The following is a 26,353-nucleotide window of genomic DNA, read 5'->3' as shown; positions in this document are numbered from 1 at the left end:
CCACCATGACTGCAGTGAAGTCCCCTGAAAATGGCGCCCAAAAGGTCGACATGCCCTCAGCGCTTGATGAGCGCTACACGCTTGAGCGCGGCCGCATCCTGGTGTCGGGCACGCAGGCCCTGGTGCGCCTGCCGATGGTCCAGCGCCAGCGCGACCTCGCGGCCGGCCTCAACACGGCGGGTTATGTCTCGGGCTATCGCGGCTCACCCTTAGCCGGCTTCGACCGGGAGATGGGCAGCGCCAAGAAATACCTCAAGGCCAGCCACATCGTCTTCCAGCCCGGCCTCAACGAGGACATGGCGGCGACCGCCGTGTGGGGCACGCAACAAACCGGCATGTTCCCCGGCGCGCGTTACGACGGCGTCTTTTCGATGTGGTATGGCAAGGGCCCCGGCGTCGACCGGACCATGGACGTCATCCGCCACGCCAATGCTGTTGGCACCAGCAAGCATGGCGGCGTGCTGCTGCTCGTCGGCGACGACCACGGCGCGGTGTCGTCCACCCTGCCCCACCAGAGCGAGCACAATCTGATTTCGGCCATGGTGCCGCTGCTGTCGCCGGCAGGTGTTGGTGAATACATTGACTATGGCCTGCTTGGCTGGGCGATGAGCCGCTATTCCGGCGCCTGGGTCGGCTTCAAGTGCCAGACTGAAACAGTCGAATGCTCGGCGACCGTCGACCTCGATCCAACCCGACTTGAGATCGTCACGCCCGACCTGTCGCTTCCCGCCGACGGCCTGTCGATGCGTTGGCCCGACGGACAGCAGGCGATGGAGCGCAGGCTCGAGACCAAGCTTGCGGCAGTGCTGGCCTTCGCCCGGGCAAACCATCTCGACCGGCAGGTCTGGCCCTCCTCCAAGGCCAGGCTTGGCATTGTCTCCACCGGCAAATCCTGGCTCGACCTCAAGGGCGCACTATCGCTGCTCGGCATCGACGAAGCCCGCGCGGCCGAGCTTGGCATCCGCCTCTACAAGGTCGGCATGGTCTGGCCGCTGGAGCCGGAAGGCTTGCGCGAATTCGCCGACGGGCTGGAGCAAATCCTCGTTGTCGAGGAAAAGCGCCCCGTCATCGAAGAGCAGATCAAGTCGCAGCTGTTCAACTTGCCTGGCGGCCGCCGGCCGCAGGTGTTCGGCAAGACCGGTCCGGATGGGTCCCCGCTCCTGCCCTCGATCGGCGAGATCGGCGCGCTGTCGGTGGCGCGCGCCATCCTGTCCTGGCTCGGCACGAAAGATGCCGGCCTCGCCGCGCGCGCTGTACAGCTGTCAACTGTCGGACTCTCCTCCCCTGCCGAACCGGGCCTGCTCAACCGCGAGCCTTATTTCTGCTCGGGCTGCCCGCATTCCACCTCGACCGTCGTGCCCAAGGGCAGCCGCGCCTCCACCGGCATCGGCTGCCACATGATGGTGATCGGCATGGAGCGCGACACCTCGACCTTTACCCAGATGGGCGGCGAGGGTGGCTCGTGGATCGGGCTTTCGCCCTTCACCGACGAGAAGCACATCTTCGTCAACATGGGCGACGGCACCTATTTCCATTCCGGCCTGCTCGCCATCCGCGCCGGCATCGCCGCCAAGGTCAACGCCACCTACAAGATCCTCTACAACGACGCCGTCGCCATGACCGGCGGCCAGCGCCATGATGGCGAGTTGTCGGTGGCCTCGATCGTAGGCCAGGTCCTGGCTGAAGGCGCCAAGCAAGTGGTCGTCGTCTCCGAGCGCCCTCAACTGCTGGCCGGCCAGCTGCCGCGTTCGGTGAATGTGCGTCATCGCGACGAACTCGACCAGGTCCAGCGCGAGCTGCGCGAGGTCGAGGGCGTCACCGTGCTCGTCTACGACCAGGTCTGCGCCGCCGAAAAGCGCCGTCGGCGCAAGCGCGGAACCTATCCCGTCTCGCCCAAGCGCGCCTTCATCAACGAACTGGTCTGCGAAGGTTGCGGCGACTGCTCGGCCGTGTCGAACTGCATTTCCATCGAACCGCGCGAGACCGAGTTCGGCCGCAAGCGCGCCATCAACCAGTCGAGTTGCAACACCGACCTGTCTTGCATCAAGGGTTTTTGTCCGAGCTTCGTTACCATCGAAGGCGGACGCCTGCGCAAGCCGCGCGCCAAGGCTGCCGGTGGCGTCGATGCCGGCCTTGCCGAGCCCAATCGCCCTGGACTGGGCAACGAGCCTTATAGCGTGCTGCTCACCGGCATCGGCGGCACAGGCGTCATTACGGTCAGCGCGATCCTCTCGCAAGCCGCCCATCTCGACGGGCTGTCGCTGGTGACACTCGACCAGACCGGCCTTGCGCAGAAAAACGGTGCGGTGGTCTCGCATATCAGGCTTGCCCGGCAACCCGAAATGCTGAATGCGGCGCGTATCGGGCCCGGCGAGGCCGACCTGGTGCTTGGCTTTGACCTTGTGGTCGCCGCGTCCCCAAACGCCATCGCCACCTTTGGCAAGGGGCGGACCAGGGCCGTGGTCGACGACCACTTCGCCCCGACGGCCTCCTTCGTCAAGGACACCACCATCGACTTCCGCGAAGGCGCCACTTTGCGTCGGCTGCGCAATGCCGGCGGCGACGACGCACTCACGACCCTTCCCGCCATGAAGCTTGCGACGGCACTCTTCGGCGACGCGATTGCCGCCAACATGTTCCTGCTCGGCCATGCCTGGCAAAAGGGGCTTGTGCCGATCAGCCGCGAGGCGATCGAAAAGGCCATCGACCTCAATGGTGCTGGTGTCGCCATGAACCGCGCCGCCTTCGCCTGGGGCCGGCGTTCGGCTGAGGATATGGACTTCGTCAGCCGCCAGGCGGGCGTTGTGTCTGCCCCCGCACCGGAGGCGACGCTGGACGAGATCGTCGCGCGCCGCGTGGCCTTCCTCACCGGCTACCAGAACGCCGCTTATGCCGAGCGCTATCGTGCGCTGGTCGAAAAAGTGCGGCGTGCCGAGACGGCGATTGCAGTGCCAGGGCAGGAAGCCTTCGCCCATGCGGTCGCCAAGTCCGCCTTCAAGCTGATGGCCTACAAGGACGAATATGAGGTAGCGCGGCTGCATCGCGATCCGGTGTTCCGCCAAAAGCTCGCCGAGCAGTTCGAAGGCGATTTCAAGCTGCAGTACAATCTGGCGCCACCGATGCTGACCCGCACCGACCCGCGCACCGGCCATCCGGCCAAGATCGCCATTGGCCGCTGGATTGAGCCCGCCTTCGCCGTGCTCGCCCGTCTCAAGGGCCTGCGCGGCACGCGCTTCGATCCGTTTGGCCGCACCGCCGAGCGCAAGATGGAGCGGCGCCTGATCGCCGACTATTTTGCGCTGGTCGAAGACCTGACTGCCCGGCTTTCGCCCGACAATCTCGCAGCCGCCACCGAACTCGCGCGCTTGCCGGACGAGGTTCGCGGCTACGGTCATGTGAAGCTTGCATCAGTCGAGCATTTCGAAAAGCGCAAGGCCGAGCTGCTGAAGGCCTTCGATCAGGCAACTTCGCTCGGCAAGGCGGCATAGCGCTTTTCCCTTGCGACAAACCGGGCGCCGCCGGCCGTAAACGCGGCAAGGGGCGCGTTGCTGTCGCGGCGTGTCCCTTCTCCCCGTCTCTATACGGGGAGAAGGTGCCGGCAGGCGGATGAGGGGCAGCGCAAGCGACTCATCACCTCTTCGTCATTCGTGGTTTTCCCATCATTGCTTTGAATCAATCGCCCCTGATCGATTCAGCACTTTCATTGGACGGTGGAGCAGCCGCGCGCGATTCTGGCCGACATGGAACAACCGGCCTCCCCACTCCATCTTCAGCGTCGAGACCCGAGCCGGAACATGGCGCGGTTCTATTGCCTGTCGGTCGAGCACTCGCTGTTTGGCGATGCGGCGCTGGTGCGCGAATGGGGACGTATCGGCACGTCGGGCCGACGACGCCTCGATCTCTTCGCCGATGTCGCCCAGGCTAAGGAGGCTTTGCGCCGTCTGGCCGCGTCCAAGGTCAAGCGCGGCTACAGTTCTGTCGGTTGACAGCTGTCAACGACCTGATGACAGGGCCGAAACGACCGCTGTCATCAGCCGTTTCGCGTCCGTCACAATGGTTAATTTCCGTTAACTATAAATAAGTTGACTCGACTCGACCTCTCCAGCACCCTTGTTACGGTAAATCGTCGTAATTCGATGCGTCCGGCGTAACCGCTTCAGCAAACCGTTATCCACGCTCCGCCACGTTAAAATGTGCGAAGGCGTAACCCGGATTCGGATTCTGCAGCGAATCGGCGCATAAATCTTAACGAAGCCTGACGGCGCGCCGCGAGTGTGGCTGCCGGAGGGCGAGAGGGGACTAAAGACTTGGTAGGGGCAGTTCAAGCACGGGCGGAAAACGCGAGCGAAGAGGCCGAGGTCATGGCGACCGACCGCGCCATTGCGCGCGACGCCGAGATGTTGTCGGCGCAGTTGCAGGCGATGCGCGACCGGCTGTTTTCGCCGACCTCGAAGAAGGCGTTGCGCAAGTTTTCAAGCGGCGAGGCGGCACGCCTGATCGGCGTCACCGACGGTTATCTGCGCCAGCTCTCCATTGCCGGTGAAGGCCCGCAGCCCGAGACCGGGGCAGGGGGGCGCCGCTACTACGCGCTCGACGACATCAACGGGCTGCGCCGCCATCTCGCCGAGCAGAACCCGACCAAGGCGCGCCACTATCTGCCGCGCCGCGATGCCGCGCGCGGCGAGCATATGCAGGTCATCGCCGTCACCAACTTCAAGGGCGGTTCGGGCAAGACCACGACAAGCACCCATCTCGCCCAGCATCTGGCGCTCGCCGGCTATCGCGTGCTTGCCATCGATCTCGATCCGCAGGCCTCGATGTCGGCGCTGTTCGGCTACCAGCCCGAACTCGACCTCAACGGCAATGACACGCTCTACGGTGCGATCCGCTATGACGAGGAGCGCCGTCCGCTCTCCGAAATCATCCGCCGCACCTATTTCGACGGGCTCGATTTCGTGCCCGGAAATCTCGAACTGCAGGAGTTCGAGCACACCACGCCGCAGATGCTGGCGGCGCGCCAGGCTGGCGACAGCAAGGCGATGTTTTTTGCCCGCGTGCAGGAAGCGCTGCAAACTGTCGCCGACGACTACGATGTCGTCGTCATGGACTGCCCGCCGCAGCTTGGATTCCTGACGCTCTCGGCACTGTGTGCTGCGACCTCCGTGCTGGTGACCATTCACCCGCAGATGCTCGACGTCGCCTCGATGAGCCAGTTCCTGTTCATGACCGCCGATCTGCTGTCGGTGGTGCGCGAGGCCGGCGGCGAGCTCAATTTCGATTTCATGCGTTATCTGATCACGCGCTACGAGCCCAATGACGGCCCGCAGACGCAGATCGTCGGCTTCCTGCGCTCGCTGTTTGGCGATCGCGTGCTGACCGCGCCTTTGGTTAAGTCGACCGCCTTTTCCGACGCTGGCCTGACCAAGCAGACGCTCTACGAAGTGGCGCGCGAGAATTTCAGCCGCGTCACCTACGACCGCGCGATGGAATCGTTGACAGCTGTCAACGGCGAAGTCGAAGCCCTGATGCTTAAAGCCTGGAACCGGGCGGGCTGAGGGAGGCTGAGATGGCACAAAACCGCAAGGACCAGCTCAAGGCGCTTTTCGGCACGGCGGACTCCGCAGCCATGCCTGCAATGCCGGTCGAGAAAGCACCGGAAACGAAATCGGCCGAGACAGAAACGGCGCGGCCGCGCAGCGCCTCGGGTGCCGTCAAGGCGATGGGGCTTTCGCTCGGTGGCCTCTCCCGGGAGATCGAAGAGGCACGCCAGATCAAGGCAAGCCTCGACACCGCCGAGCGCGTGATCCAGATCGACACCACGCTGATCGAGGCCTCCTTTGTTGCCGACCGGCTTGACCATGGCGCGCAGGACGATGACTTCGAAGCACTCGTCGCCAGCATCGAGGCTTCCGGCCAGCAGGTGCCGGTGCTGCTGAGGCCGCACCCTGACAAGCCCGGCCGCTATCAGACCGCCTACGGCCATCGTCGTGTGCGCGCGGCAAGCAGGCTCGGTGTTCCCGCCCTGGCGATCGTGCGGACGCTCTCCGATGTCGAGCTGGTGCTGGCCCAGGGCAAGGAAAACTCCGAGCGGCGCGATCTGTCTTTCATTGAGCGCGCGCTGTTTGCCCACGAACTGATCGGCCGCGGCTTCGAGCGCGGGCTCGTCCAGGACGCGTTGTCGCTGCACAAGGCCGAGATGACGCGCTTCCTGCAGGTGGCCGACGCCGTGCCCGAACACATCGTGCGCGCCATCGGCGCGGCACCGAAGGTCGGCAGGCCGCGCTGGATGGCGCTTGCCGAGCTGCTCAAGAGCGAGGCGTCACGCGTCAAGGCCGACGACGAGGTCACCAGCAGAAGGTTCCGCGAGGCGACCAGCGACGAACGTTTCAACCTGTTGTTCACGCGGCTGCAGCGCAGGGGCCAACCAGTTGTCGGCGGCGCGCGCGAAATCCGTGACAGCGAGGGCAGGGCGGTGGCGCATCTCAGTGTTGCCAAGGGCAAGGCGCGGGTCGATTTCGTGGAAAAGATTGCCGACGGTTTTGAGGATTTTCTCGGCGAGGAACTGCCCAAGCTGTTGGAAAGGTTCGAAGAGGCGCGTGGCCAGTCGGCCGGGCAAAACTAAATTTATCCACGTCCCCGCGAATCGGGCGCATGCTTCAACGCAGCACCCCGCGGAAGTGGAGCGTAGGGCGTCAGTGCCAAATGCGTAGAGGACTGGAAATAGAAGGATACTAGGCAAGAAAAAGGCCCCCGAAACGTCGCCATTCCGGAAGCCCTCATCAATGTAGCAATTGTGAGAGAATCATTTCCGGGCTGACTTGTCAACCACTGGACGCGTTCCGGAACGCCTTTGGCTTGCCTCCAAGTGAGGTGAACGAGGATGATCGAGCATATTTCGACGACGCCCTTTGGGCGGCGGTCGCTGTCGCTTGCCATGGTGGCGGGGCAGATGTCGGCCGACAATTGCGCGGCCGGCGCCAGTGCCAACAAATGGCAGGTGTTTCGCGCCGTCTGCGAGGCCAAGGGACTGCTGGGGGCGAGCGATCGCGCGCTGGCGGTGCTCAACGCCCTGCTGAGCTTCCATCCCGACACGGATCTGATGGAAGGGGAGGGGCTAGTGGTGTTTCCCTCCAACACGCAGCTGGCGCTCAGGGCGCATGGCATGGCGCCGGCAACGCTCAGGCGGCATCTTTCGGTGCTTGTCGACTGCGGCCTTGTGGTGCGCCGCGACAGCCCCAATGGCAAGCGCTACGCCCGCAAGGGCTTTGACGGCGCGATCGAGCAGGCTTTTGGTTTCGACCTTTCACCGCTTCTGGCCCGTGCCGAAGAGTTCGAGCACATGGCCGAGGCTGTCAGGGCCGAGCGAAGGGCATTGCTGCTCGTACGCGAGCGCATCACCATCCTGCGCCGCGACATCGCCAAGATGATCGCATTCGGCATGGAGGAGGGCATCAAGGCCGATTGGCAGCGCCTGCATCTTCAATATCGCGAGATCGCAGCCGCCATTCCGCGCACGGCGAGCCGCCTTGAGCTCGAACCGATTGCCGCTGAGCTCTCGTTGCTTGCCCAGGAGGTGCGCAAGACGCTGGAAAGTCACGTTAAAACTGAAGAAACAAGCGCCAATGAGTCTCATTTCGAGCGCCACATACAGAATTCAAATACACGACCTCATGAATTTGAACCCGGCTTCAGAGAAGACCAGGGGGCGACCGCTGCGGTGAAACTGGAGACCAAGAGCCAGCCACCAACGGGATATCCGCTTGGCATGGTGCTGCGTGCCTGCCCTGACATAACCGATTACGCACGCAACGGCATTTCGGGCTGGGCCGATCTGGTGGAAACGGCGAATTTGGTGCGCGGCGCCCTTGGCGTCAGCCCGGATGCGTGGAACCAGGCCTGCGAGGCGATGGGGGCTGTCGATGCCGCGATCATGGTGGCGGCGATGCTGCAGCGGGGTGAGGCGATTGCAAGCCCCGGCGGTTACCTGCGCAGCCTGACAGCCAAGGCCAATGCCGGCGCGTTCTCCATCGGGCCGGTGCTGATGGCGCTGCTGCGCGGCAGGGGAGGGGCCCAGGCCAAGGCAGGATGAAACAGTTGCGAGCCCGCCGCCTTGAGCTTGAATTGAGCGCGAAATGAGCACATATTGACCGTATGGATATCAAACCACGACAGGAGCAGATCATGACGGCTCAGAGTTTGGGGATTTCGGCGGCGCATTTCGGTGAAGCCCGTTCACCTTTCCTGTCGGCGCGGCGCGTGTCGGAACTGTTGGGCGTGACCCAGTCCGAACTGGCCCGGCTTGTCGGTGTTGCCCGCAACACCCTGACGGCGCGATCGGGTGCGCGCAAGGTCGATCAGGCGCTGAGCCCGGTCGTGCGCATTCTGGCGATGGCGGCAGAAATGGGCGGCGACGAAAACCGCGCGGTGATCTGGTTCAAGCATCAGCCGATCCCGGGCTGGGCCGGCAAGACGGCCTATGATCTGGTCGGCGAGGGCAAGGCCGACAAGGTTCTCGCCTATCTGGAGGCGGTGCGCTCGGGCGTTTATGCTTGACGCCTCCACGCCTGAAATCCGGACCTTGTGGCGGGCCTTCGTGCCACGATGGGCGCACATGCCGCTGTCGGGCGAGGGTGCGGCGCGCTTTGGCGGACGCTGGAATCCGATCGGCGCGCCAGCGCTTTATGCCGCTTGCGAGCTTTCCACCGCCTGGGCTGAGTACAATCAGGGCTTTGTCCAGCATCCAGCGCTGATCGCCCAGCTTGAGCTGTCCGACGCGAGGCTGGCCGATCTGACTGAAACCACGGTGCTGGAGGGGCTCAACGTCGATGCGGCCATTCATAGATGCGAGTGGCGTGCCGATCTCGACGAGGGCAGGACGCCTGAAACCCATCTGCTGCGGCAACGGCTGTTGTCGGAGGGTTTTGACGGTGTCGTCTACCCCTCCTTCATGTCGCCAGGCGGTAGCTGCGTTGCCCTGTGGCGCTGGAACGGGGCCGGCAAGCCTTCGCTGAGGGTTATCGACCCTGACCAGCGGCTGCCCAAGACGCCCGCCTCCTGGCTGTGAGTGGCGCTGGACCGTCACCCTTCACACGATCAAGCGTGCGGCCTTGCCGAGCTTGCGTTCGGCATCGTTGTAATAGGCCGAGGCCTGGTTGAACGAGCGGTGCTGCGACTGCTGCATGGCGTCGAGCAGCGGGATGCCACGGCGGCCGGCCTCGGTGAGATAGCCCGAACGCAGGCCATGCGCGGAGAACTCCTGAGGGTCGAGCCCGGCTGCGGCGATGCGGCGTTTCAGGATCAGACTGACGGTCTGCGGGGTCAGGGCGCGGCGCTGGAGATGGCCCCAGCGGTCGATGGCGCGGAACACCGCGCCTTCGGTGAGATTGGCCCGGGCGATCCAGTCCTTCAGTGCTGTGACCGGGCGGCCGATCAGCAGCACCTCGTTGCGGCTGTCGGCATCGCTGGTCTTGGTCCGGCCGAGCTGAATCGCCAGGCACGGCAGCGTCTCGCCGCCAGCGGCCTGCGGATCGGCCGGCACCGGCTCCTGCTCCACCAGTTGGTCGAGGCGAAGGGACGCAATCTCGCTGCGTCGGCGCCCGCCCGAGGCAAAGGCGGTCAGCAGCAGGGCGTGATCGCGGCTTTCGACAAGGCTGTCGCCAGCACAGGTCTTGAGCACCGCCGCCAGAATGTCCGATGTGACCGCCTTTGGGCTCTTGCGCTGACGCGGCCGATCCGTGGCGCGCACGGCGAGTTTGACAGCGCTTTTGAGGCTAGGGGCGTTGAAATCGCCGACCAGGCCGCGCCATCTGGTCAGCGTCGACCAGCTTGACAGTTTGCGCCGTACGGTCGCCGGCGCATGCGGCCTTTCTGTCACCTTGAGCAGGCCCTGGGCGACAAGGGCTGTTGCCACTTCGTTGGGCATGCCGTGGGCATCATCGCTGATGCGGCGGACAGGATCCCAAAGGTGATGGGCGACGAATTTCAGCAGCAGCGCTTCCGACGCCGGCCACGGCAACGCCACGCCTGTTGCCGCAAGTGCCCAGGCCTCGAGGTAGAAGAGATCGGACGTGAGCGCCCGCAGCGAGTTTGGGCCAAGGCCCTGGCTGGCGAGATGGCGCAAGGTGGCGACATCCGCGTCGGTCAGGAATCCGGCCAGCTGCGTGCGGCGCTCGAACGGCAACACCGCATCAAGGGCATCGAGCGCCTCGGCCCGGCGGGCGACAGCTTCGGCAAGCCGGGCGTCTGCAGCTGTCGGCAGTTTGGCCACAAGACGTCCTTTCCGCTGATTTCCGACGCCGCAGGCGGCCATGTCCGGCATGGATTTGAGCCATTTCGACTCTGAAATCAATCATTATCGATAAGAAGAGATTATCACTAGTGAAAAAGCCAATTTGGATAGCCCGTTCTGGCTAAAGAGAAGTGGTACTTAGCTTTGTTTTTCTGAAATGTATTAAGGTTAATCAATGCCTTACATCGTGCGGTCGTTTGAGTCGCGCGTCGTCTAGAAGCTAAACAACTTGTCCGTCCAGTGACCAGGCGGCGGGTGGGCTTGCGGAAGTGCGAGTGTCGTCCCTGTGGTCAACGAGCGCGCTGATTTTGAGTGTCGCGGGCCATTTGGAGGGCCTGCGAGGCGGTCGTTCGGTCAGATCTCCAATCATAGAGAGAACAAGGATAAACGAACGGACGACATCGTTGCTGAGGCTCCAGGCTCCTTGCTTCAGCGGGCCTAGGCAGCTATATGACTACAGTAGTCATCATTGAGTGGGCAAAATGAGAGAGATTCAGCTCAAGGACGCCAAGGCAACGTTGTCTGCCGTTGTCGATCAGGCAGTTCGCGGCAATCCGGCGATCATCACCAGGCACGGCAGGAAGGAAGCAGTTGTGCTTTCGTTCGATGAATACGAAAAGCTTTCGCAAGTCCCAAGCTTCGGGCGCTTGCTGGCGTCCTTTCCGGGTGATGAGGCAGATATCCCTGCACGAAGCGGGAAACCGAGCCGAGCTATCGATCTCTGATGTTCCTGGTCGATACCAATGTGATTTCGGCACTTGCGCCGTCGAAACGGGGTGGGCAGGGTCGGCTGATCGATTGGCTTGATCAAGCCAGTCCGTATTTGTTCCTGTCCGTCATATCTGCAACTGAGGTGGTATCCGGCATTGCGAAGGCTGAGCGGGAAGGCGCAATCACCAAGGTGAAGACACTGAACGAATGGTGGCAGAGCATCGAGTATCTCTATGCGCAGAAACTGCTACCATTCGATTTGAGGTGCGCTCATGCTGCCGGTCAGATTCTTGATCGTGCACGCGCTCACCAACCGGGTTTCGAGGACATCGCGATCGCTGCCACTGCCCAGGTGCACGGCCTCACGGTACTTACCAGGAATATGCGGCATTTCGAGCCCTTGGGTATTCCCGCGCTTGATCCCTTTCTAGCTCTGCCGCCTTTGCCTTGATCTGGGGGAGGGGTCGTTTCCTAGAGCCCTGCGGCCTTTGTCAGATTGACGCGAAAACGGTCGCGCGGACTCTGACTTTCGAGTCATTTCGGAGGAGGCGTGTCCCCGTCGACGGGCTCGACAACAGCTTTCCCCCGCCTGGGGCGGCCACCTCGGTAAGCCCGGCTCACTGGGGGCTTTTAGCGCTCCGAGACGGGGGCGAACCGAACACCGTCTTAGCTCAGGCTTTTCCAGTGGTCTGCCTGGCAATAGGCCTGCAAAGGATGGTCAAGCTCACCAGTTTCCAAACGTGTCGGATTTGCTGGCAGTCGAGTTATCTGGCCTGACGACAGGACGTGATCGACAAGCAGCGGATGGGCAGCTCGGACAGTTCGTCAGGACCATGTTGGGTCGCTGCGTCAAAAAGCAGGCTGTCCCCCGGCGTCATCCGGTGGAGGCTGCAGCCATGGCGGTAGACGATTTCGCCTTGCAGCATATAGAGGAAAACCATGCCTTGATGGCTGGCTGGCGGAAAAACGTCTGTCTCACGCGTAAGGGTGATCATATGCCGCTCGACGACAAGTCCATCGGCGTTGATGTCTGCGTGGCCGCGGGGCTTGTGCGGCCGGCTGGCCGAAGCGCTGTTTGGAGCGGTATCGCAATGTGCCCCCGCTTTGACGAAGACGGCAGTACGTTCGGCTTCGAAGCGGCTCACCAGCCAGGTGATTGGCACGGCCAGGCCACGCGATATGGCCTGCAAGGTGGTGAGCGAGGGTGAAATGCCCCCGTTTTCGATCTTTGACAGCATTCCAACCGAAAGGTTTGTAGCTGCGGCCAGGTCACTCACTTTCATGCCGTGTCGCGTTCGAAAGGCGCGAACTTCGCGACCAATTGCATTGTGCAGCAATGGTTCTCTGGCTTTTTTCACGGTCATCGGAGTCTGATGGCGTTGAGGGATCAGGTGCGGTGCGGCCGCGCCAGGTTCGAACAAATTCGGGTGATCCGTGGCCTTGAACGGATCACCCGGAACAGAGATCAATATCCGCCGAGCCTTGCCGGCATCACAAAGGACCTCGTCAAAATGTAGTGCAGCAGCGCTGCCACCAGGCAGGCGGGAACGGACGCGCCGACCCAGATGAATGGCCCATGCGCGGCAAGCGATTGAGGATCGAACAAGGCGTAATAGACGGCGCCACCACCTGCCAGCGCCAGGAACGAGGCCGGATTGATGCCGCGCCAGAACGCATAGTCGGAATCGGCACCGTCGTTGAAGACGTCGCACTGCTTGATCCGGCCTCGGCGCAGGATCAGATAGTCCACTGCGGTTACGCCGGAAAGCGGAGCAAAACCAAGTGCTGTCCAGGCGAGGAACTTGAAGAAGTTGTCATAGATCTGGCCGGGGAAGAAGGCGATGACGATGACCGGAACAAACAGCGCGCCGGTGAGTATTCCCCATGGGAGCGCCTCGAAGTAGCGCCCGCCGGCCTGCCGCATCGCCAGGCACATGCCGTAGAAGATGCTGACAATGGCGGTGATGTTTGCCAGTCCGACAAACAGCAGTGCCGTCACGCCGGCGACCGCCCCACCAAGCGGGATCATCCAGGCGGTCGGGTCATGCGACCCAAGGCTCAGCGCGGCAAACAAGCCGACAAGTTCGCCGAGCACGGCAGCGGCGAAGATGCCGATCAGGTTGGGCCAAAGTGCAGCACGGGGCGTGCGCGTGAAGCGCGAAATGTTGCCCAGCACCGGCCACCAGCCAAAACCGGCTGCCAGGTTGAATTCGACCGCGATCATGAAGTTGAGCCGGTGGTCGTCAAACGGTGCGAGAGGTGCGGCACTGCTGATGTCGCTCCAGCTCTTGTGGCTGAAGATCAGGAACAAGATGCTGAAGCATAAGATGAGCTTGCCGGGGCCGACAAAACGGTTGAGCCATTTGACGGCGGTCGGGCCCTTCCACAGCAGCAGCCACGAGATTGCAATCGCCAGGATAGCAAAGAGTGTAACGCCGAGGTCGTTTTCGCCGATATGCGTGCCGCCGACCTGGTTCATGACGCCGCTGATCGCGCGCCCGAACATGATCGACAAGACCGCTGACCAGCCGACGCCGTAGATGGCAAGGAAAAACCCGACAAGGATCAGAATGCCTGTCGGCCCGAAGACGCTGCGCATCAAGGTGAACTGCTCGATCCCGAATTTGCCGGTCGAGATGCAGACGCTGACGGCCATGATCGACACGCCGATGACATTGCCGATGATGATCGCGTAAATGCCGTCGCGGGCGCCGACGACAAGGGCCGTGCTGCCGCCGAGCAAGAATGCCCAGGTGGCGATGGCGAGGCCGATATTGATCCAGGAGTGATCGAGGAAGCCGAGCTCGCGTTCTTCTTTCAGTACGGGAAGGGTGCCGAAGGCAGCGCTTGCGCCGGTGAATTTGGGTTGGGGGGCCATCAGTTGCCCCCGATCCACATGGCGATCGTGACGATGAGAATAGAGGTCGTGACGGCGAACCAGATGCCGATTTCGCGGCCCGATATGTCGGCGCGCGCTGGATCCGCATAGTTTGGGTCCGCAATGATGTTCAGTCGTCTGTTGAGTTCCCGACGCATTTCATTGTCGGTTGAAGCGACAGTCATTTCATCCTCCTCCAAAGACTAAATGAATACCGATGCCCTGGCGTTGAAGAAGCTCCAACGCTTCGGCTCGGGGTAGGCTTATGTGCCGGGCAGGTCAGAGCCGCGGCCGCGCCCTTTCGGGCGTGGGTCAACTTGGCCGTTGCGTCCGTTTGAGGTTTGGGAGCTCGCAAGCGGGGTTCTCCTATCTGAACGACCCCAGGTTCCGGCAGATTCTTGGATGTGTGGCGCGCCTCTCATCTCCTCGTTCGAGGTCAGCCTCCCATCGGTTCATTACGTTGCGGCAGTTTGATTTCGCTGTCAAACATTTTTCCTGACAGTGCTGTAAAAACATTAGCGAGAGTGCACATAATTGACGAAATGCATCTGTTTTGTGGCTACGAAAATAGGCGTCATGGAAAGGAGCTGCGCTGGCTATCATGGCCCGGACGCTTTGGGGAAGTCAGAATATATGACTGTGATATCAATGAGTTAGATATCAATCTGGATATTCTGACGCGCTCAGATGGGACAGTGGCGGACAGAATTTGGTGGGCTCATTTTCGCCTGAGGGCGCCGAAACAGTTCAAAACGGCTGTTGACACGAATGTCAAAGCTACGTAGCGTCAAGGTCGAAAGAGCAATCAACGACCCCAATGCCCCGACATGTGAGGCTGCGGTTTGGCAGTCCCTCAGGTGCTGTACCGACGGCCAGGCGTCGAGCCTTTCCGGCAATGCTCAAAGTCAGGAAATCATCCATGGAATCCGCCGCTCTCATTCATCTTGAAGATCGCGTGAAATCGGTCAAACGGGCCAAGACCCGCTTTTTCCGCAATCCGGGTGTTCGGGCGGAGTCGCTGCTGGAGGCGGCGCTCGAATGCTTCGCCGAGGAAGATTACGAGAGCGTCACCATCCCGCTTATCGCCAAGAAGCTGGGTGTCGCCCACTCGCTTATCTATTATTACTTCAAGAACAAGGACTCGCTGTACCAGTCTTCTGTTCTTCACGCGCTTGACCGGCTGATGACCAATTATGGCAAGGTCGTCGCACGGCATGAAAGCCCGGCTGAATTGCTGAGCGCTTACCTGGACCTCAATGTCGAGATGTCGGAGACGCTGCGCAGTCTCGTGCGCATCATGTTCGTCAATGCCGGCGGGGCCAAGGACGCGGGTCCCAAGTTCATCGACAGCTTCGTCGAGGACTTTTACGAGTCCGAAAAGCGAGTCCTCGCCGATTGCATCCGCCAGGGCGTCGAGGTCGGCATGTTCGCCTGCCCGGACCCCGATGAGATGGCGGCGTTCATCTCGCGCAATATCGACGGCATCTACTTCGGCAGCTTCATGCCGCATGGCGCGCCGATCCCTGCGGCGATGCGTTACCTCAAGGAGGTGGTCTGGGGACTGCTTCACTATGCCGGCGACCCCTCCGCCAAAAGCCCTTCCACAACCAAGAGCGGGAGATAGCCATGTGCCAGGTATGCGGCTGCGGGCCTGAAAACATTCGTATTGATGGCAAGAGCGATGCCGGGGGCGGCGATCACCAGCATGCCCATGACCATCATGGAGAAGGGCACCACCACCACGATAATGGCGACGGGCATCACCATCATCACGACCATGACCATCGTCACGCGGACGAGAATCCCGTTGCGGGCATCCAGCCCCTCGACCTGCATTTCGGCAAGGATGCCGCCAAGACCCATGTGCCGGGCATGAGCCAGAAACGGCTGGTGCAGATCGAACAGGAGATCCTGGCCAAGAACGGCATGTTCGCCGACGATGTGCGCGACGAACTCTGCTCCCATGGCGTGCTTGCGCTCAATCTGATCGCCAGCCCAGGAGCGGGCAAGACCACCTTGCTGGTCGAGACATTGCAGCGGCTCAAGGGAAGCTTCCCGACCTGGGTGATCGAAGGCGATCAGGAGACGACGAACGACGCCGATCGCATTCGTGCGACCGATACCCAGGCCGTGCAGATTAACACCGGCAAGGGCTGCCATCTCGACGCCGACATGATCCAGCGCGCGCTTGCATCGCTTTCGCTAAAGCAGGGTGGCGTTCTGTTCATCGAAAATGTCGGCAATCTGGCGTGCCCGGCCGGCTTCGATCTCGGCGAGGCCCACAAGGTGGTGATCTTGTCGGTGACCGAAGGCGATGACAAGCCGGTCAAATATCCCGAGGCCTTCGCTGCGGCCGACCTTCTGGTCATCTCGAAGTCGGACCTTGCGCCTTATTGCGATTTCGACATCGAAGCCTGCGTTGCCCGCGCTCGTGAAGTCAACCCGTTGATCGAAACCACCGTGGTTTCGGCCCGCGACGGCACGGGCATGACGGAATGGCTCGAGTGGATTTTCCGCGCCCGTCAACAGCAGTTGCAAGATCTCGCGCGCGAGTTGCAGGCGCGGGTGGAATCCATCCGCAACACATTGCACGCGTGAGGTGGCGTCATGCACGAACTCACGATTGCCTCAAGCCTGATCGATCTTGCCAGCGATCACGCGTCGAAAAATGGCCGCGGCCGGGTCACCGGAATGCATGTGCGCCTCGGCGTCATGTGCGGCATCGCCCGCTCGCTTTATTTCTGCTTCGGCCCGGCGACGCGCGGCACGCTTTGCGAGGGCGCCAAGCTGCACATCGAGGAAGTGCCGCTGACCATATTCTGCGAGCACTGCGCCGAGGCGCGCTCGCCGATATCCCTTTCCAATCTTCGCTGCCCCGACTGCGGGAGGCCTTCACGCAAGGTGCTGTCGGGGCGCGAGATGGAACTTACCCATATCGAGCTTGAGGAAGAAGCTCCATTTCCGGCGTTGGCCCCGGTTGGGCAAACACTTCAGTAGTTTTCTGTTGGGAGGAACAGCAGCATGCTTGATCGAAAAGCAGACATAGCCAAGTGGCAGTTCACGCCACATCAACATCGTGGCCCCGCCGAGCAGTTCGGCGAGAACGATCATATCTACTCTCCGAAGCTGCACAACGGTGCGTTCAAATCCAGGGGGCTCGCCACCTTCATGGGCGCGCCCTATTGCCCGCCGGACCGCCACAAGATCCGCGAAATGGGCGCAAAGATCTGCTTTCTGGCCGTACCGTGGGATCAGGGCCAGATCGTGCGCGCCGGCGCCTCTCAAGGTGCTTCTGGCCTGCGTGAAGCGACGACGCAGTACTTCCCCTACATGTTCGAATATGACGTCGACCTGCTGAGCTTTTTCCGCGTCGTCGATTGCGGCGACGTGCCGACAGTGCCCGGCAACAACATCAAGTCGCAGGAATACACCACCGACTACGTCACCGAATGCCTCGAAGGTGGTGCCAAGGTGATCCTGTTTGGTGGCGATCATTCGCTGCCGATCCCCGGTGCCAAGGCGCTGTCGCGCTTCACCGGCGCCGGCAAGATGGGCTATCTGCACGTCGACAGCCATCTCGATGCCGGGCCCGACTGGGCCGGCAATCTGATCACCAACTGCTCCGGTGCGCCGCGCGCGCTTGACCTGCCCAACTGCAATGCCAGGAACATGGCGCATATGGGCTCGCGCAACGGCCTCAACCCCAAGGACTGGTGGGACTTCTACGTCGACAACGAAATCCGCGTCGTCACCATGCCCGAGATGATCGAGCGCGGGCTTGACGTGTGCGCCAACGAGATCTTCGAACGGGTGAAGAAGGACGCCGATACGCTCTACTTCACCTGGGACACCGACTCGATCGACATGAGCTGCATGCCCGGCTCGACTTCGCCGGAATGCTACGGTCTCAAGGGGCGGGAAGCGATCCAGTTCGCGCGGATCGCTGGCCGGCATGGCTGCGACATCCTCGATGTCGTCGAGCTCTGCCCGTACTTCGACTCCAGCCAGATCAGCGCCAAGATGACGGTCAACATGATCTACCACTATCTCGGCTCACGCGCCCAGACCCTGCGCCAGCAGGGCAAGCAACCGTAAGAATTCTTGAGGAGGAGATTCAGTCATGAACCCAGCAAAATCCTACGCCCATCTATTCTCGCCGCTTGGCGGCGACGCTGGCGACAACTACCGCGCGCCCGGCCTGATCACGTTCCTGCGTTCGGCGCATGTGCCGCTGAACGCCGAAGCGCTCAAGGCCTGCGGCGCCAAATATGCCTTCGTCGGCGTGCCCTTCGATGAGGGCAATGTCGGCAAGCCCGGATCGGAAGACGGCCCGCGCGAATTCCGCCTCGTGTCGCAGGAGTATTTCTCCTACTGGTTCGAATATAATGTCGACCTGCACGGAACGGCTGTCGATTGCGGCGACGTTTCGATGCCGAAGGTCAGCCCCGAAGTGGCCCACGAGCGCATTTATCGTGCGGTCCGCGAAGTGCTGAAATCCGGGCTCACGCCGATCATCTGCGGTGGTGACCGCTCGATCTCGATCGCCGCGGCGCGCGCGCTTTCCGACCATATCGGCGCGGAAAAGAAGATGGGCTACATGCATTTCAGCGCCCAGCTCGACATGGCCGACAGCTGGGCCGGCGAGCGCAATCTCGCCCCTTGCGCGATGGCCCGCATCACCGAGCTGCCCAATCTCGACATCAGCAACGTCGCGCATCTGGGCGCTCGCAACGCCATGAACCCAAAGGACCATATCGACCTGTCGAAGGAGAGGGGGCTGCGGTTCGACTCGATGTTCGACCTGTTCGACGGCGGCATCTACCCGCTTGTCGAGCGCTCGATCGAGCGGGTCTGGGGCAACACCGACGCGCAATATCTGAGCTTCAATTTCAACGTCATGGATTCGTCGGCTGCACCCGGCGTCACCTCGACGGAGCCGGGCGGCATCGAGTCGCGCGAGATGATGCGCATCGCCGACATGATCGCCAAGCGCGGCAGTGTCAGTGTCATCGACCTCACCGAGCTTTGCCCGATCTTCGACATCAGCGGCACGGCGGCCCGCCTGGCTGCGTGTGTCATCATGCGCTTGATGGCATCGTTGGCGGCACAAAATGGCGACGTGATCGACGCCAATCTGCGCCGCACCGACCTGGTCGCCGCCGAATAACAGACAACCACTTGGACAAGGCCGGCTGTGGCCGGCCACAGGAGTTGATGGTGAACACGACAATGAACACTAAAAAGATGACGCGCTTCGCAGCGGCTGTTGCTGTTGCCTATGCCGCCTCGACGATGCCGAGCTACGCGCATTTCCTGCCCGAGGCCGGTGGCCTGGGAGCCGGACTGTCCCACCCTTTGTCAGGACTTGACCATATCCTGGCCATGGCAGGGGTCGGCATCTGGGCCGGGCAGAATGCCGACAACGAGCCAGTGTTTCGCTGGCTGCCGCTCGGCTTCGTCATCGGCATGATCGCCGGTGCGGTGTTTGGCATGACCGGGCTTGCGCTTCCCTTCGTCGAACTGGGCATTGCCGGGTCGGTGGTGTTGCTGGGCGCGATCGTGGCCCTGGGCAGCCGGGTGCCGTTCGGTGCTGCCTTTGCAATGACTGTCGCGTTTGGCGGCCTGCATGGTTTTGCCCATGGCCAGGAATTGCCGATCGCCAGCAATGCCTTGCTGTACGGGCTGGGCTTCGTCGCTTCGACAGTGGTCCTGCACGCGATGGGCTTTTCGCTGGCAACCTTCGTCGCGCGCCAATCCTGGCGCACCGCGCTCAAGGTGGGCGGTGGTGGCATCGCCGCAGCAGGCGTGGTCCTGGCAGCCGGCCTGGCCGGCTGATCGGCGGAACCGGCGCGCTTCGCCTGGCCTGAGCGTTGGAGGGCGCTCAGGCCCATCGCTTCCATTCCTGAAAATCTGTCGCTGGCCCTGCACTTGGGCAGCGGCGAACGAACGACGTTTCTCCTGCGCTTCCGCCGCGCCGGCACGAAACCTGTTTGCCAAAATTACCGGAGGATACAATGACTTTAAGCTGGCGCTTCACCGCCCTCGGCGACCGCCATCGCGCACTGGGTTCCAATCTTGAGGATTGGAGCGGCATGGGCACTGCCTGGACCTATGACGCCGACCCGTTCGACCAGCACATCGCGATCCGCACCAGGGCCGGCCTGATGGACGTGTCGGGCTTGCGCAAGATGCACCTGATCGGACCGCACGCCATCGCGGTTCTGGAGTATGTCACCACCCGCAGTGTTGCAAAAATCCAGCCGGGCCGTTCGGTTTATGCCACCATGCTCAACGAGCGCGGCCATCTGATCGACGACTGCGTGATTTATCGCAACGGGCCCAATTCGTGGATGCTGGTTTCCGGCACCGGCACCGCGCATGAGGAGATCGTCAAGCAGGCGGCCGGGCGCAATTGTGCCGTGCTGTTCGACGACGACCTGCACGACCTTTCGCTGCAGGGACCGGTCGCCGTCGATTTCCTTGCCAAGCATGTGCCCGGGATCCGCGACCTCAACTATTTCCACCACATCCACACCACGCTGTTTGGGGCGCCGGTGACAATTTCGCGGACGGGTTACACCGGCGAACGCGGCTACGAGATTTTCGTGCGCGGCCAGGACGCGCGGCTTGTCTGGGACACGATCCTGTCCGAAGGCAAGGAGATGGGCATCATCCCGTGCTGCTTCAGCACGCTCGATCTGCTGCGGGTCGAGAGCTATCTGCTGTTTTTCCCCTACGACAACTCGCAGATGTACCCGATCCCGGGCGAGCCCGTCGGCGACAGCCTTTGGGAGCTCGGCCTCGATTTCACGGTTTCGCCCGGCAAGACCGGTTTCCGGGGTGCTGAGGAGCATTATCGCCAGAAGGGCCAGGAGCGCTTCAAGATCTTCGGCATGCTGATTGAAGGCGACAAGATGGCCGATCTCGGCGACGAGGTCTGGGCCGATGGCAAGAAGGTCGGCGTCATCACCTGTCCGTCCTATTCGAAGCTGACCAAACGCTCGATGGCGATTGCCCGTCTCGACATGCCTTATGCGCGGCAAGGCGTGAAGCTGGAGGTGCGGGGCAAGTCGCTGAAAGCCAACGCGATCGCGCACACGCTGACCTTCGATGATCCCGAAAAGAAGAAGCGGACGGCAAAGGGCTGACATCCGGCACTGCCGCAGCCTGAGGGTTCCCCCACCGGTATCGCGGGGGGGGGAACCGACAAGGCGCAACGAAAGTGGTATCAATTCTGGCCGGGTGGCCGTCATCTTTTTGCTGCGTCTGTCTCAAAATCCTGATACGAACCGATCCGGCCTCACTGTCGGGCCATGCACATTGCTAAAGTTACAAGGAATAAGCATATGGCGACTGGAACCGTGAAGTGGTTCAACAGCACTAAGGGATTTGGGTTCATTCAGCCGGACGATGGTGGCCAGGACGTTTTCGTCCACATCTCCGCTGTTGAACGCGCTGGACTCTCGACCCTCGCTGATGGCCAGAAGGTCAATTTCGAGATTGAGCAGGACCGCCGCACCGGCAAGTCCTCCGCTGGCAATCTCAGCAAAGCCTGATTTTTCTCGCGCACCCTGGCAACCGGAGGCGCGCGGCAAGTCTCGACTGTACTGACGGCTGCGCCAATGAGCGCGCGAGAAATATGGCGTGATCCGGAGGCCTGGGCAGCAAACTGCCGCAGGTCTTCAGACATGATCATTTCAGATCGGTCCATTTGGCGACGAAAAGGCGGGGCTATGCCCCGCCTTTTCGTGCTTGTGGGGTCAGTTTCAGCATTATGATGATGGGCCGCCGGCGCGCCCGACACTGGTTAAAGTGACATCGCCGGCTCGGTTTCTCGCCTGATCATGTGCCGATGCTATTGTTGCCAGACGCGATTGACGATGGCACGGCGGTTCTGGCGGGAGCGGTAGAGGCGGATGTCGACCCGGATGTCCCAGGATGTATCGCCCGCCCGAACGAGCGTGCCATTGTCCAGTTCCGCCCGGACCAGGCTTTCGGGAACCCAGGCGACACCCCAGCCGGCAAGCGCCATGCCCTTGAGCCCGACTGACATCGATCCGGTATGAGCACGTTTGTGCGCGGCCAGTCTTTCGGACAGAACTTCGCCAAACAGCAGGCCGAAAAACGAGCCTTTCTCATAGCCGACATAGCTCGCGGGGTGCTCCCCATCCGGATCGTGCAGCGGCTTGCCGTTGCTTGACGGAGCGGAGACCGGAATGATCGTTTCCTGGTCGAGGATGCGGTACTCGAACAATTCGGGATCGAGCACGAGGGACACCGCGGGGTGCGCATAGGTCAGCAGGAAGTCGCAGTCGCCTTCGACCAGCGAACTGACGTTTTCTTCCATGCTGCCCAGATCGGGCTTGATGCGCGACAGGAGCGGGCCGACCCTGTCGCTGACTGTGCGCAGCCAGCCGGGGAAATAGGTGAAGGACAGCGTGTGAAGCGCGGTGACGGTGATCGTCTGCGCCTCGACCCCTTCCTGCTCGCGCAGGCTTCGCCTCGCCTGGGTCAGGCTGCGTACGGCCTCGCGCGCCACGGGCACGAACTTTTCGCCGGTGCCGGTCAGTCGCGAGGGATAGGTGGCGCGATCGATCAGGCTTGAGCCGAGCCATATCTCGAGTTGCTTGATGCGGCGGCTGAAGGCGGACTGGGTGATGTGCCTATCTTGCGCAGCCTTGGAGAAGCTGTTGGTTTCCGCCAAGGCGAGGAAGTCTTCCAGCCACTTGAGTTCCAAGACGCCGCTCCCTCAACGCAACGCCTTGCGTCTGATGAACGCGTAAGCCGGCGCTGTACCATTTTGACTCTGCGATGGTGGGATGCCGCCGAAGCCGACCTTATGTCAAGCATGCGGTGGCGAGGTCTCGTGGATGAAACCGATATCCCCGGGGCGGCGGCGCGCTGGCGCTGGCCGTTGTCAGCCGCGATGCCTGCCCGCCCAGCGGCTTGCGGCAACGGCATCAAACTATTCCACCTTTGCAATGTCTCCGGCCGGCAAATGGAACTAAGGATGTCGCATGAAACATGGCTCCACGGGCATTCCTCAGACATCGACGCGTTGCAGGCTGCGTGACCTTGGCATAACGCCAGGCGTTTTCGCGCCGGGTCCGCTCAATGCGATCACCGACGTTGCTGGTGTTCTGGTTGGGCACGCGACCGTCGTCGAAGGCGACACCATCCGCACCGGCGCCACCGCGATCCTGCCGCATGGCGGCAACATCTTTCGCGACAAGGTTCCAGCCGCACTCGCCGTCTTCAACGGTTATGGCAAGTTCGTCGGCTCGACCCAGATCGACGAGCTGGGCGAGATCGAGACGCCCATCATTCTCACCAACACGCTGGCGACCGGCCGCGCCATCGAGGCGATCCACGCGCATACGCTGGCGCAGCCGGGCAACAATCGGGTGGTGTCGATAAATGCCGTGGTTGGCGAAACCAACGATTCCCGACTGAACGACATCCGCGCCGGGCGCCCCGACATTTCGGAGATCAGGTCGGCGATCGATGCCGCCGGGGATGGCGTGGTCGCCGAAGGGGCAGTCGGGGCGGGCACAGGCACGGTGGCCTTCGGGATGAAGGGCGGTATCGGCACAAGCTCGCGGCGCGTGCCCTTCAAGAGCGGCGAAACCTTCACTGTCGGTGTTCTGGTGCAGTCCAACTATGGCGGTCGGCTGTTGGTCGACGGCGAGCCCTGGAGCGCCAAGCCTGCTTCCGAGGATAAGGACGGCTCCATCGTCATCGTGGTGGCGACGGATGCACCCTTGTGCGAGCGCAATTTGAAGCGGCTGGGCCAGCGTGCTTTCGGCGGCCTTGCCAGGACGGGCGCGGCCCTCAGTAACGGCTCAGGCGACTATGCGCTGGTGTTTTCGACCAATCAGAGCGTTCGCCGCACACCCGAAAGGCGCGCCGGCATCGTCACGGCGCCGACGCTGCCCAATGAACTGGTGTCGCCGCTGTTTGAGGCGGTGATCGAAGCGACGGAAGAAGCCATCCTCAACTCGCTGTGCATGGCCCATACCGTCGAGGGTTATGACGCGGGTAGCGGAAAGCCGTCTCGCATCGAGGCAATTTCACTGAAAACGCTGGCGCGGAACAAGACGCGCTAGCGGCCACTTTTATTCGGATTTGGAGAATTCCCATGACTGGCGGAGAAAATCGCATTGTCTGGCTGAACGGCAGCTATCTTCCGGCCAGCGAGGCGAAGCTGTCGATTTTCGATCGCGGCTTCCTGTTTGCCGACGGTATCTATGAAGTCACCGCGGTCCTTGGAGGCAAGCTGGTCGACAGCGCGTTGCATATGGCGCGGCTGGAACGTTCGGCACGCGAGCTTGGCTTGCGCCTTCCGGTCACCACTGCTGCGATCGAGCAGATCGAGCATGCCCTGATCGAGCGCAACGGGCTTGAGGAGGGCGTCGTCTATCTCCAGCTGACGCGCGGTGCCGAGGAGCGGAACTTCCTGTTTGGCGACGAGTTGGAGCCAACGCTCCTGCTGTTCACGCAGCCCAAGGTGCTTGTCGATGTAGCGGCGGCAAAGACCGGCATTGCCGTCAAGACGGTGGCCGATCAACGCTGGGCCCGGCGCGACATCAAAAGCGTGTCGCTGCTGCCGCAGGTCCTGGCCAAGCGCGACGCGCGGGCCGAAGGCTGCGACGAGGCGTGGATGGTCGAGGACGGCCATGTCACCGAAGGCGCGTCGTCCACCGCCTATATCATCACGCATGACGGCAAGATCGTCTCGCCGGCCAACAGCAGGCGCACGCTGCCTGGCTGCACGCGGCAGGCGATCGTTCAGTTGATGGACGAGAGCAGCCTGACGCTTGAGGAACGCCGCTTTACCGTCGAGGAAGCCCTGGGCGCGACTGAGGCCTTCATCACCAGCGCTTCAACTTTCGTCATGCCGGTGACCCGGATTGACGGAAAACCGGTCGGCGACGGCAAGCCAGGTCCGATCGTCACCAGGCTGCGCGAGATCTATCTCGATCATGCCCGGGCAAATGCCAGCTGATCTGCGGCGTAAGACCGTCACGTCATCGTGACCAGCGAGAGTTGATGACGCTGGAATAAACCTGTTCGTCCCGAGGTCTCCTCAGCATGCGCCACAAGCGGCGCGGCAGGAGATCGACATGACCCATTATGACGAAAAGGACGGCGAGGGCATCAGCCGTCGCCATGCGCTGGAGTGCATGATCTGGGCAGGCACGGGTATACTGTGGACGATTTCAGGTGGCGTGCCGGTTTCGCTCAACCTTCTGGGCGAAGCCGAGGCCGCCGCGGCATTGTCCACCGGCTTCACCTTCCTGCAGATCTCGGACAGCCATATCGGCTTCGACAAGGCGGCCAACCCGCATGCGATCGATACGCTGAAGGAGGCGATGGCCAAGATCAAGGCGCTTCAGACAAAACCCTCCTTCCTGATCCACACAGGCGACATCACCCATCTTTCCAAGCCGGCGCAGTTCGACAACGCAGCTGAGATCATCGGCGGCTCGGGCTTCGACGTGCGTTATGTGCCCGGCGAACACGATGTCATCGATGAGGGCAACGGACAGGCCTATCTCGAGCGCTACGGCAAGGGCACCAAGGGTGCCGGCTGGTACTCGTTCGATCAGAACGGCGTGCATTTCATCGGTCTCGTCAACGTCGTCAATCTGAAGGCTGGCGGGCTTGGCAATCTCGGCGCGGATCAGCTCGCCTGGCTGGCCGACGACCTGAAGCCGGTCAGCAACTCGACCCCGGTCGTTGTCTTTGCCCATATCCCCTTGTGGGCCGTCTATCCGGAATGGGGCTGGGGCACTGACGACGCGGCACAGGCGCTCGCTCTGCTCAAACGTTTTGGCTCGGTCACCGTGCTGAACGGCCATATCCATCAGATCATGCAGAAGGTCGAAGGCAATGTGACTTTCCATACGGCCCGTTCGACGGCCTTTCCGCAGCCGGCGCCGGGCACGGCTCCAGCACCTGGGCCGATGACGGTCGAACCGGGCAAGCTTCGCGGTTTGCTCGGCACCACCAACGTTGCGGTGAAACAGGGCGGTGGCGAGCTTGCGATCATCGATCACACGCTTGCCGACGTTTGAACGGAACGCCGAAAGGAGCCATTCGCATGATCCGCATACATCTCCAGCTTGCGGCAATCGTCATGGGTCTCGGCCTGGCCGCCATGGATGCACCTTTGCTCGCGGCCGATGCGCCGGTGGTGAAGATCGAAAACTTCGCTTTCACCCCACGGACATTGACCGTGAAAGCCGGGACGACGGTCACGTTCCGCAATGACGACGACATTCCGCATCTGGTCGTATCGAGCGATGGCTCCTTCAGGTCCAAGGCGCTTGACACAGGCGACACCTATGCCTTCACCTTTACGAAGGCTGGCGACTTCCCCTATTTTTGCGGGCTACACCCGCATATGCAGGGCAAGGTCACAGTTACTTTTTGAAAGCCGTCCGCGAACCTTGTTGGGAGTCCCGGATGATAAG

The 26,353-nt window shown here is 62.1% G+C and carries 26 protein-coding genes; 21 read left to right on the top strand and 5 right to left on the bottom strand.

The annotated features are described in order from the left end of the window. The first annotated feature begins 5 nt into the window (after positions 1-5). The 7 genes from AC1RTB_RS21625 to AC1RTB_RS21595 all read left to right on the top strand — a co-directional run bounded on the left by AC1RTB_RS21625 (position 6) and on the right by AC1RTB_RS21595 (position 9,064). A complete protein-coding gene (locus tag AC1RTB_RS21625) occupies positions 6-3,488 on the top strand; it encodes an indolepyruvate ferredoxin oxidoreductase family protein (RefSeq protein ID WP_492879560.1) in 3,483 nt (1,160 codons plus the stop codon). A gap of 252 nt (positions 3,489-3,740) precedes the next feature. Beyond that, positions 3,741-3,986, top strand: a complete 246-nt coding sequence (locus AC1RTB_RS21620) for a WGR domain-containing protein (protein ID WP_492879559.1) — start codon at positions 3,741-3,743, stop codon at positions 3,984-3,986. Positions 3,987-4,361: 375 nt separating this feature from the next. After that, entirely contained in the window at positions 4,362-5,555 is a 1,194-nt protein-coding gene (repA, locus tag AC1RTB_RS21615; protein WP_492879558.1) for a plasmid partitioning protein RepA, read from the top strand. Between the two features lie 11 nt (positions 5,556-5,566). Further along, complete coding sequence (gene repB, locus AC1RTB_RS21610; protein ID WP_492879557.1) at positions 5,567-6,622, top strand: plasmid partitioning protein RepB; 1,056 nt, start codon at positions 5,567-5,569, stop codon at positions 6,620-6,622. A gap of 258 nt (positions 6,623-6,880) precedes the next feature. After that, complete coding sequence (repC, locus tag AC1RTB_RS21605; protein WP_492879556.1) at positions 6,881-8,089, top strand: plasmid replication protein RepC; 1,209 nt, start codon at positions 6,881-6,883, stop codon at positions 8,087-8,089. A gap of 92 nt (positions 8,090-8,181) precedes the next feature. Then, positions 8,182-8,553 carry an antitoxin Xre/MbcA/ParS toxin-binding domain-containing protein gene (locus AC1RTB_RS21600; RefSeq protein ID WP_492879555.1) on the top strand — a complete coding sequence of 124 codons (372 nt, stop codon included), beginning with the start codon at positions 8,182-8,184 and terminating at the stop codon, positions 8,551-8,553. Then, positions 8,546-9,064 carry an RES family NAD+ phosphorylase gene (locus AC1RTB_RS21595; protein WP_492879554.1) on the top strand — a complete coding sequence of 173 codons (519 nt, stop codon included), beginning with the start codon at positions 8,546-8,548 and terminating at the stop codon, positions 9,062-9,064. The genes AC1RTB_RS21600 and AC1RTB_RS21595 overlap by 8 nt, the downstream gene beginning before the upstream one ends. Positions 9,065-9,085: 21 nt before the next feature. Here AC1RTB_RS21595 and AC1RTB_RS21590 read toward each other — a convergent pair whose 3' ends face one another. After that, the gene (locus AC1RTB_RS21590) at positions 9,086-10,267 is read right to left on the bottom strand and encodes a tyrosine-type recombinase/integrase (protein ID WP_492879553.1); all 1,182 of its coding nucleotides are present in this window, start codon (positions 10,265-10,267) and stop codon (positions 9,086-9,088) included. Positions 10,268-10,770: 503 nt separating this feature from the next. Here AC1RTB_RS21590 and AC1RTB_RS21585 point away from each other — a divergent pair. Together AC1RTB_RS21585 and AC1RTB_RS21580 are read left to right on the top strand one after the other, a co-directional pair. After that, the gene (locus AC1RTB_RS21585; RefSeq protein ID WP_492879552.1) at positions 10,771-11,013 is read left to right on the top strand and encodes a type II toxin-antitoxin system Phd/YefM family antitoxin; all 243 of its coding nucleotides are present in this window, start codon (positions 10,771-10,773) and stop codon (positions 11,011-11,013) included. Further along, positions 11,013-11,450: a type II toxin-antitoxin system VapC family toxin gene (locus tag AC1RTB_RS21580; protein WP_492879551.1), complete on the top strand. Its 438-nt coding sequence runs from the start codon at positions 11,013-11,015 to the stop codon at positions 11,448-11,450. Before AC1RTB_RS21585 ends, AC1RTB_RS21580 begins: the two co-directional genes overlap by 1 nt. 313 nt (positions 11,451-11,763) lie before the next feature. Here AC1RTB_RS21580 and AC1RTB_RS21575 read toward each other — a convergent pair whose 3' ends face one another. The 3 genes from AC1RTB_RS21575 to AC1RTB_RS21565 form a co-directional block, all read right to left on the bottom strand. Continuing rightward, positions 11,764-12,363, bottom strand: a complete 600-nt coding sequence (locus AC1RTB_RS21575; RefSeq protein WP_492879550.1) for a helix-turn-helix domain-containing protein — start codon at positions 12,361-12,363, stop codon at positions 11,764-11,766. Between the two features lie 101 nt (positions 12,364-12,464). Then, positions 12,465-13,877, bottom strand: coding sequence for a purine-cytosine permease family protein (locus AC1RTB_RS21570; protein WP_492879549.1), 1,413 nt, complete (start codon positions 13,875-13,877; stop codon positions 12,465-12,467). After that, the gene (locus AC1RTB_RS21565) at positions 13,877-14,062 is read right to left on the bottom strand and encodes a hypothetical protein (protein ID WP_492879548.1); all 186 of its coding nucleotides are present in this window, start codon (positions 14,060-14,062) and stop codon (positions 13,877-13,879) included. The genes AC1RTB_RS21570 and AC1RTB_RS21565 overlap by 1 nt, the downstream gene beginning before the upstream one ends. Positions 14,063-14,796: 734 nt before the next feature. Here AC1RTB_RS21565 and AC1RTB_RS21560 point away from each other — a divergent pair. The 8 genes from AC1RTB_RS21560 to AC1RTB_RS21525 all read left to right on the top strand — a co-directional run bounded on the left by AC1RTB_RS21560 (position 14,797) and on the right by AC1RTB_RS21525 (position 21,433). Further along, positions 14,797-15,501, top strand: a complete 705-nt coding sequence (locus AC1RTB_RS21560) for a TetR/AcrR family transcriptional regulator (protein WP_492879547.1) — start codon at positions 14,797-14,799, stop codon at positions 15,499-15,501. A 2-nt stretch (positions 15,502-15,503) separates the two neighbouring features. Continuing rightward, entirely contained in the window at positions 15,504-16,475 is a 972-nt protein-coding gene (gene hypB / locus AC1RTB_RS21555) for a hydrogenase nickel incorporation protein HypB (RefSeq protein ID WP_492879546.1), read from the top strand. A 9-nt stretch (positions 16,476-16,484) separates the two neighbouring features. Next, on the top strand, positions 16,485-16,874 hold the full coding sequence (gene hypA / locus AC1RTB_RS21550; RefSeq protein WP_492879545.1) for a hydrogenase maturation nickel metallochaperone HypA: 390 nt from the start codon (positions 16,485-16,487) through the stop codon (positions 16,872-16,874). Positions 16,875-16,898: 24 nt separating this feature from the next. Beyond that, complete coding sequence (locus AC1RTB_RS21545; protein WP_492879544.1) at positions 16,899-17,972, top strand: agmatinase family protein; 1,074 nt, start codon at positions 16,899-16,901, stop codon at positions 17,970-17,972. 25 nt (positions 17,973-17,997) lie between these two features. Continuing rightward, positions 17,998-19,044, top strand: coding sequence for an arginase family protein (locus AC1RTB_RS21540; RefSeq protein ID WP_492879543.1), 1,047 nt, complete (start codon positions 17,998-18,000; stop codon positions 19,042-19,044). Between the two features lie 62 nt (positions 19,045-19,106). Beyond that, the gene (locus AC1RTB_RS21535; RefSeq protein ID WP_492879542.1) at positions 19,107-19,712 is read left to right on the top strand and encodes a HupE/UreJ family protein; all 606 of its coding nucleotides are present in this window, start codon (positions 19,107-19,109) and stop codon (positions 19,710-19,712) included. 179 nt (positions 19,713-19,891) lie between these two features. Then, the gene (locus tag AC1RTB_RS21530; RefSeq protein ID WP_492879541.1) at positions 19,892-21,025 is read left to right on the top strand and encodes an aminomethyl transferase family protein; all 1,134 of its coding nucleotides are present in this window, start codon (positions 19,892-19,894) and stop codon (positions 21,023-21,025) included. Positions 21,026-21,223: 198 nt separating this feature from the next. Beyond that, complete coding sequence (locus AC1RTB_RS21525; RefSeq protein WP_476785013.1) at positions 21,224-21,433, top strand: cold-shock protein; 210 nt, start codon at positions 21,224-21,226, stop codon at positions 21,431-21,433. 299 nt (positions 21,434-21,732) lie between these two features. On the opposite strand, the gene AC1RTB_RS21520 is transcribed toward AC1RTB_RS21525, so the two are convergent. Continuing rightward, positions 21,733-22,614 carry a LysR family transcriptional regulator gene (locus AC1RTB_RS21520; RefSeq protein ID WP_492879540.1) on the bottom strand — a complete coding sequence of 294 codons (882 nt, stop codon included), beginning with the start codon at positions 22,612-22,614 and terminating at the stop codon, positions 21,733-21,735. A 280-nt stretch (positions 22,615-22,894) separates the two neighbouring features. On the opposite strand from AC1RTB_RS21520, the gene AC1RTB_RS21515 reads away from it, so the two are divergent. The 4 genes from AC1RTB_RS21515 (at position 22,895) to AC1RTB_RS21500 (ending at position 26,313) form a co-directional block, all read left to right on the top strand. Beyond that, positions 22,895-23,983 carry a P1 family peptidase gene (locus AC1RTB_RS21515; RefSeq protein WP_492879539.1) on the top strand — a complete coding sequence of 363 codons (1,089 nt, stop codon included), beginning with the start codon at positions 22,895-22,897 and terminating at the stop codon, positions 23,981-23,983. A gap of 32 nt (positions 23,984-24,015) precedes the next feature. Next, positions 24,016-24,882: a D-amino-acid transaminase gene (locus AC1RTB_RS21510; RefSeq protein ID WP_492879538.1), complete on the top strand. Its 867-nt coding sequence runs from the start codon at positions 24,016-24,018 to the stop codon at positions 24,880-24,882. A 118-nt stretch (positions 24,883-25,000) separates the two neighbouring features. Further along, on the top strand, positions 25,001-25,954 hold the full coding sequence (locus AC1RTB_RS21505) for a metallophosphoesterase family protein (RefSeq protein WP_492879537.1): 954 nt from the start codon (positions 25,001-25,003) through the stop codon (positions 25,952-25,954). 26 nt (positions 25,955-25,980) lie between these two features. Beyond that, positions 25,981-26,313 (top strand): cupredoxin domain-containing protein, encoded by a 333-nt coding sequence (locus AC1RTB_RS21500; protein WP_492879536.1) that lies wholly within the window; start codon positions 25,981-25,983, stop codon positions 26,311-26,313. Positions 26,314-26,353 lie beyond the last annotated feature (40 nt).

This window comes from Aminobacter sp. GW821-FHT11F06 (assembly GCF_058808215.1).
This window is presented reverse-complemented; position numbering and strand designations above follow the sequence as displayed.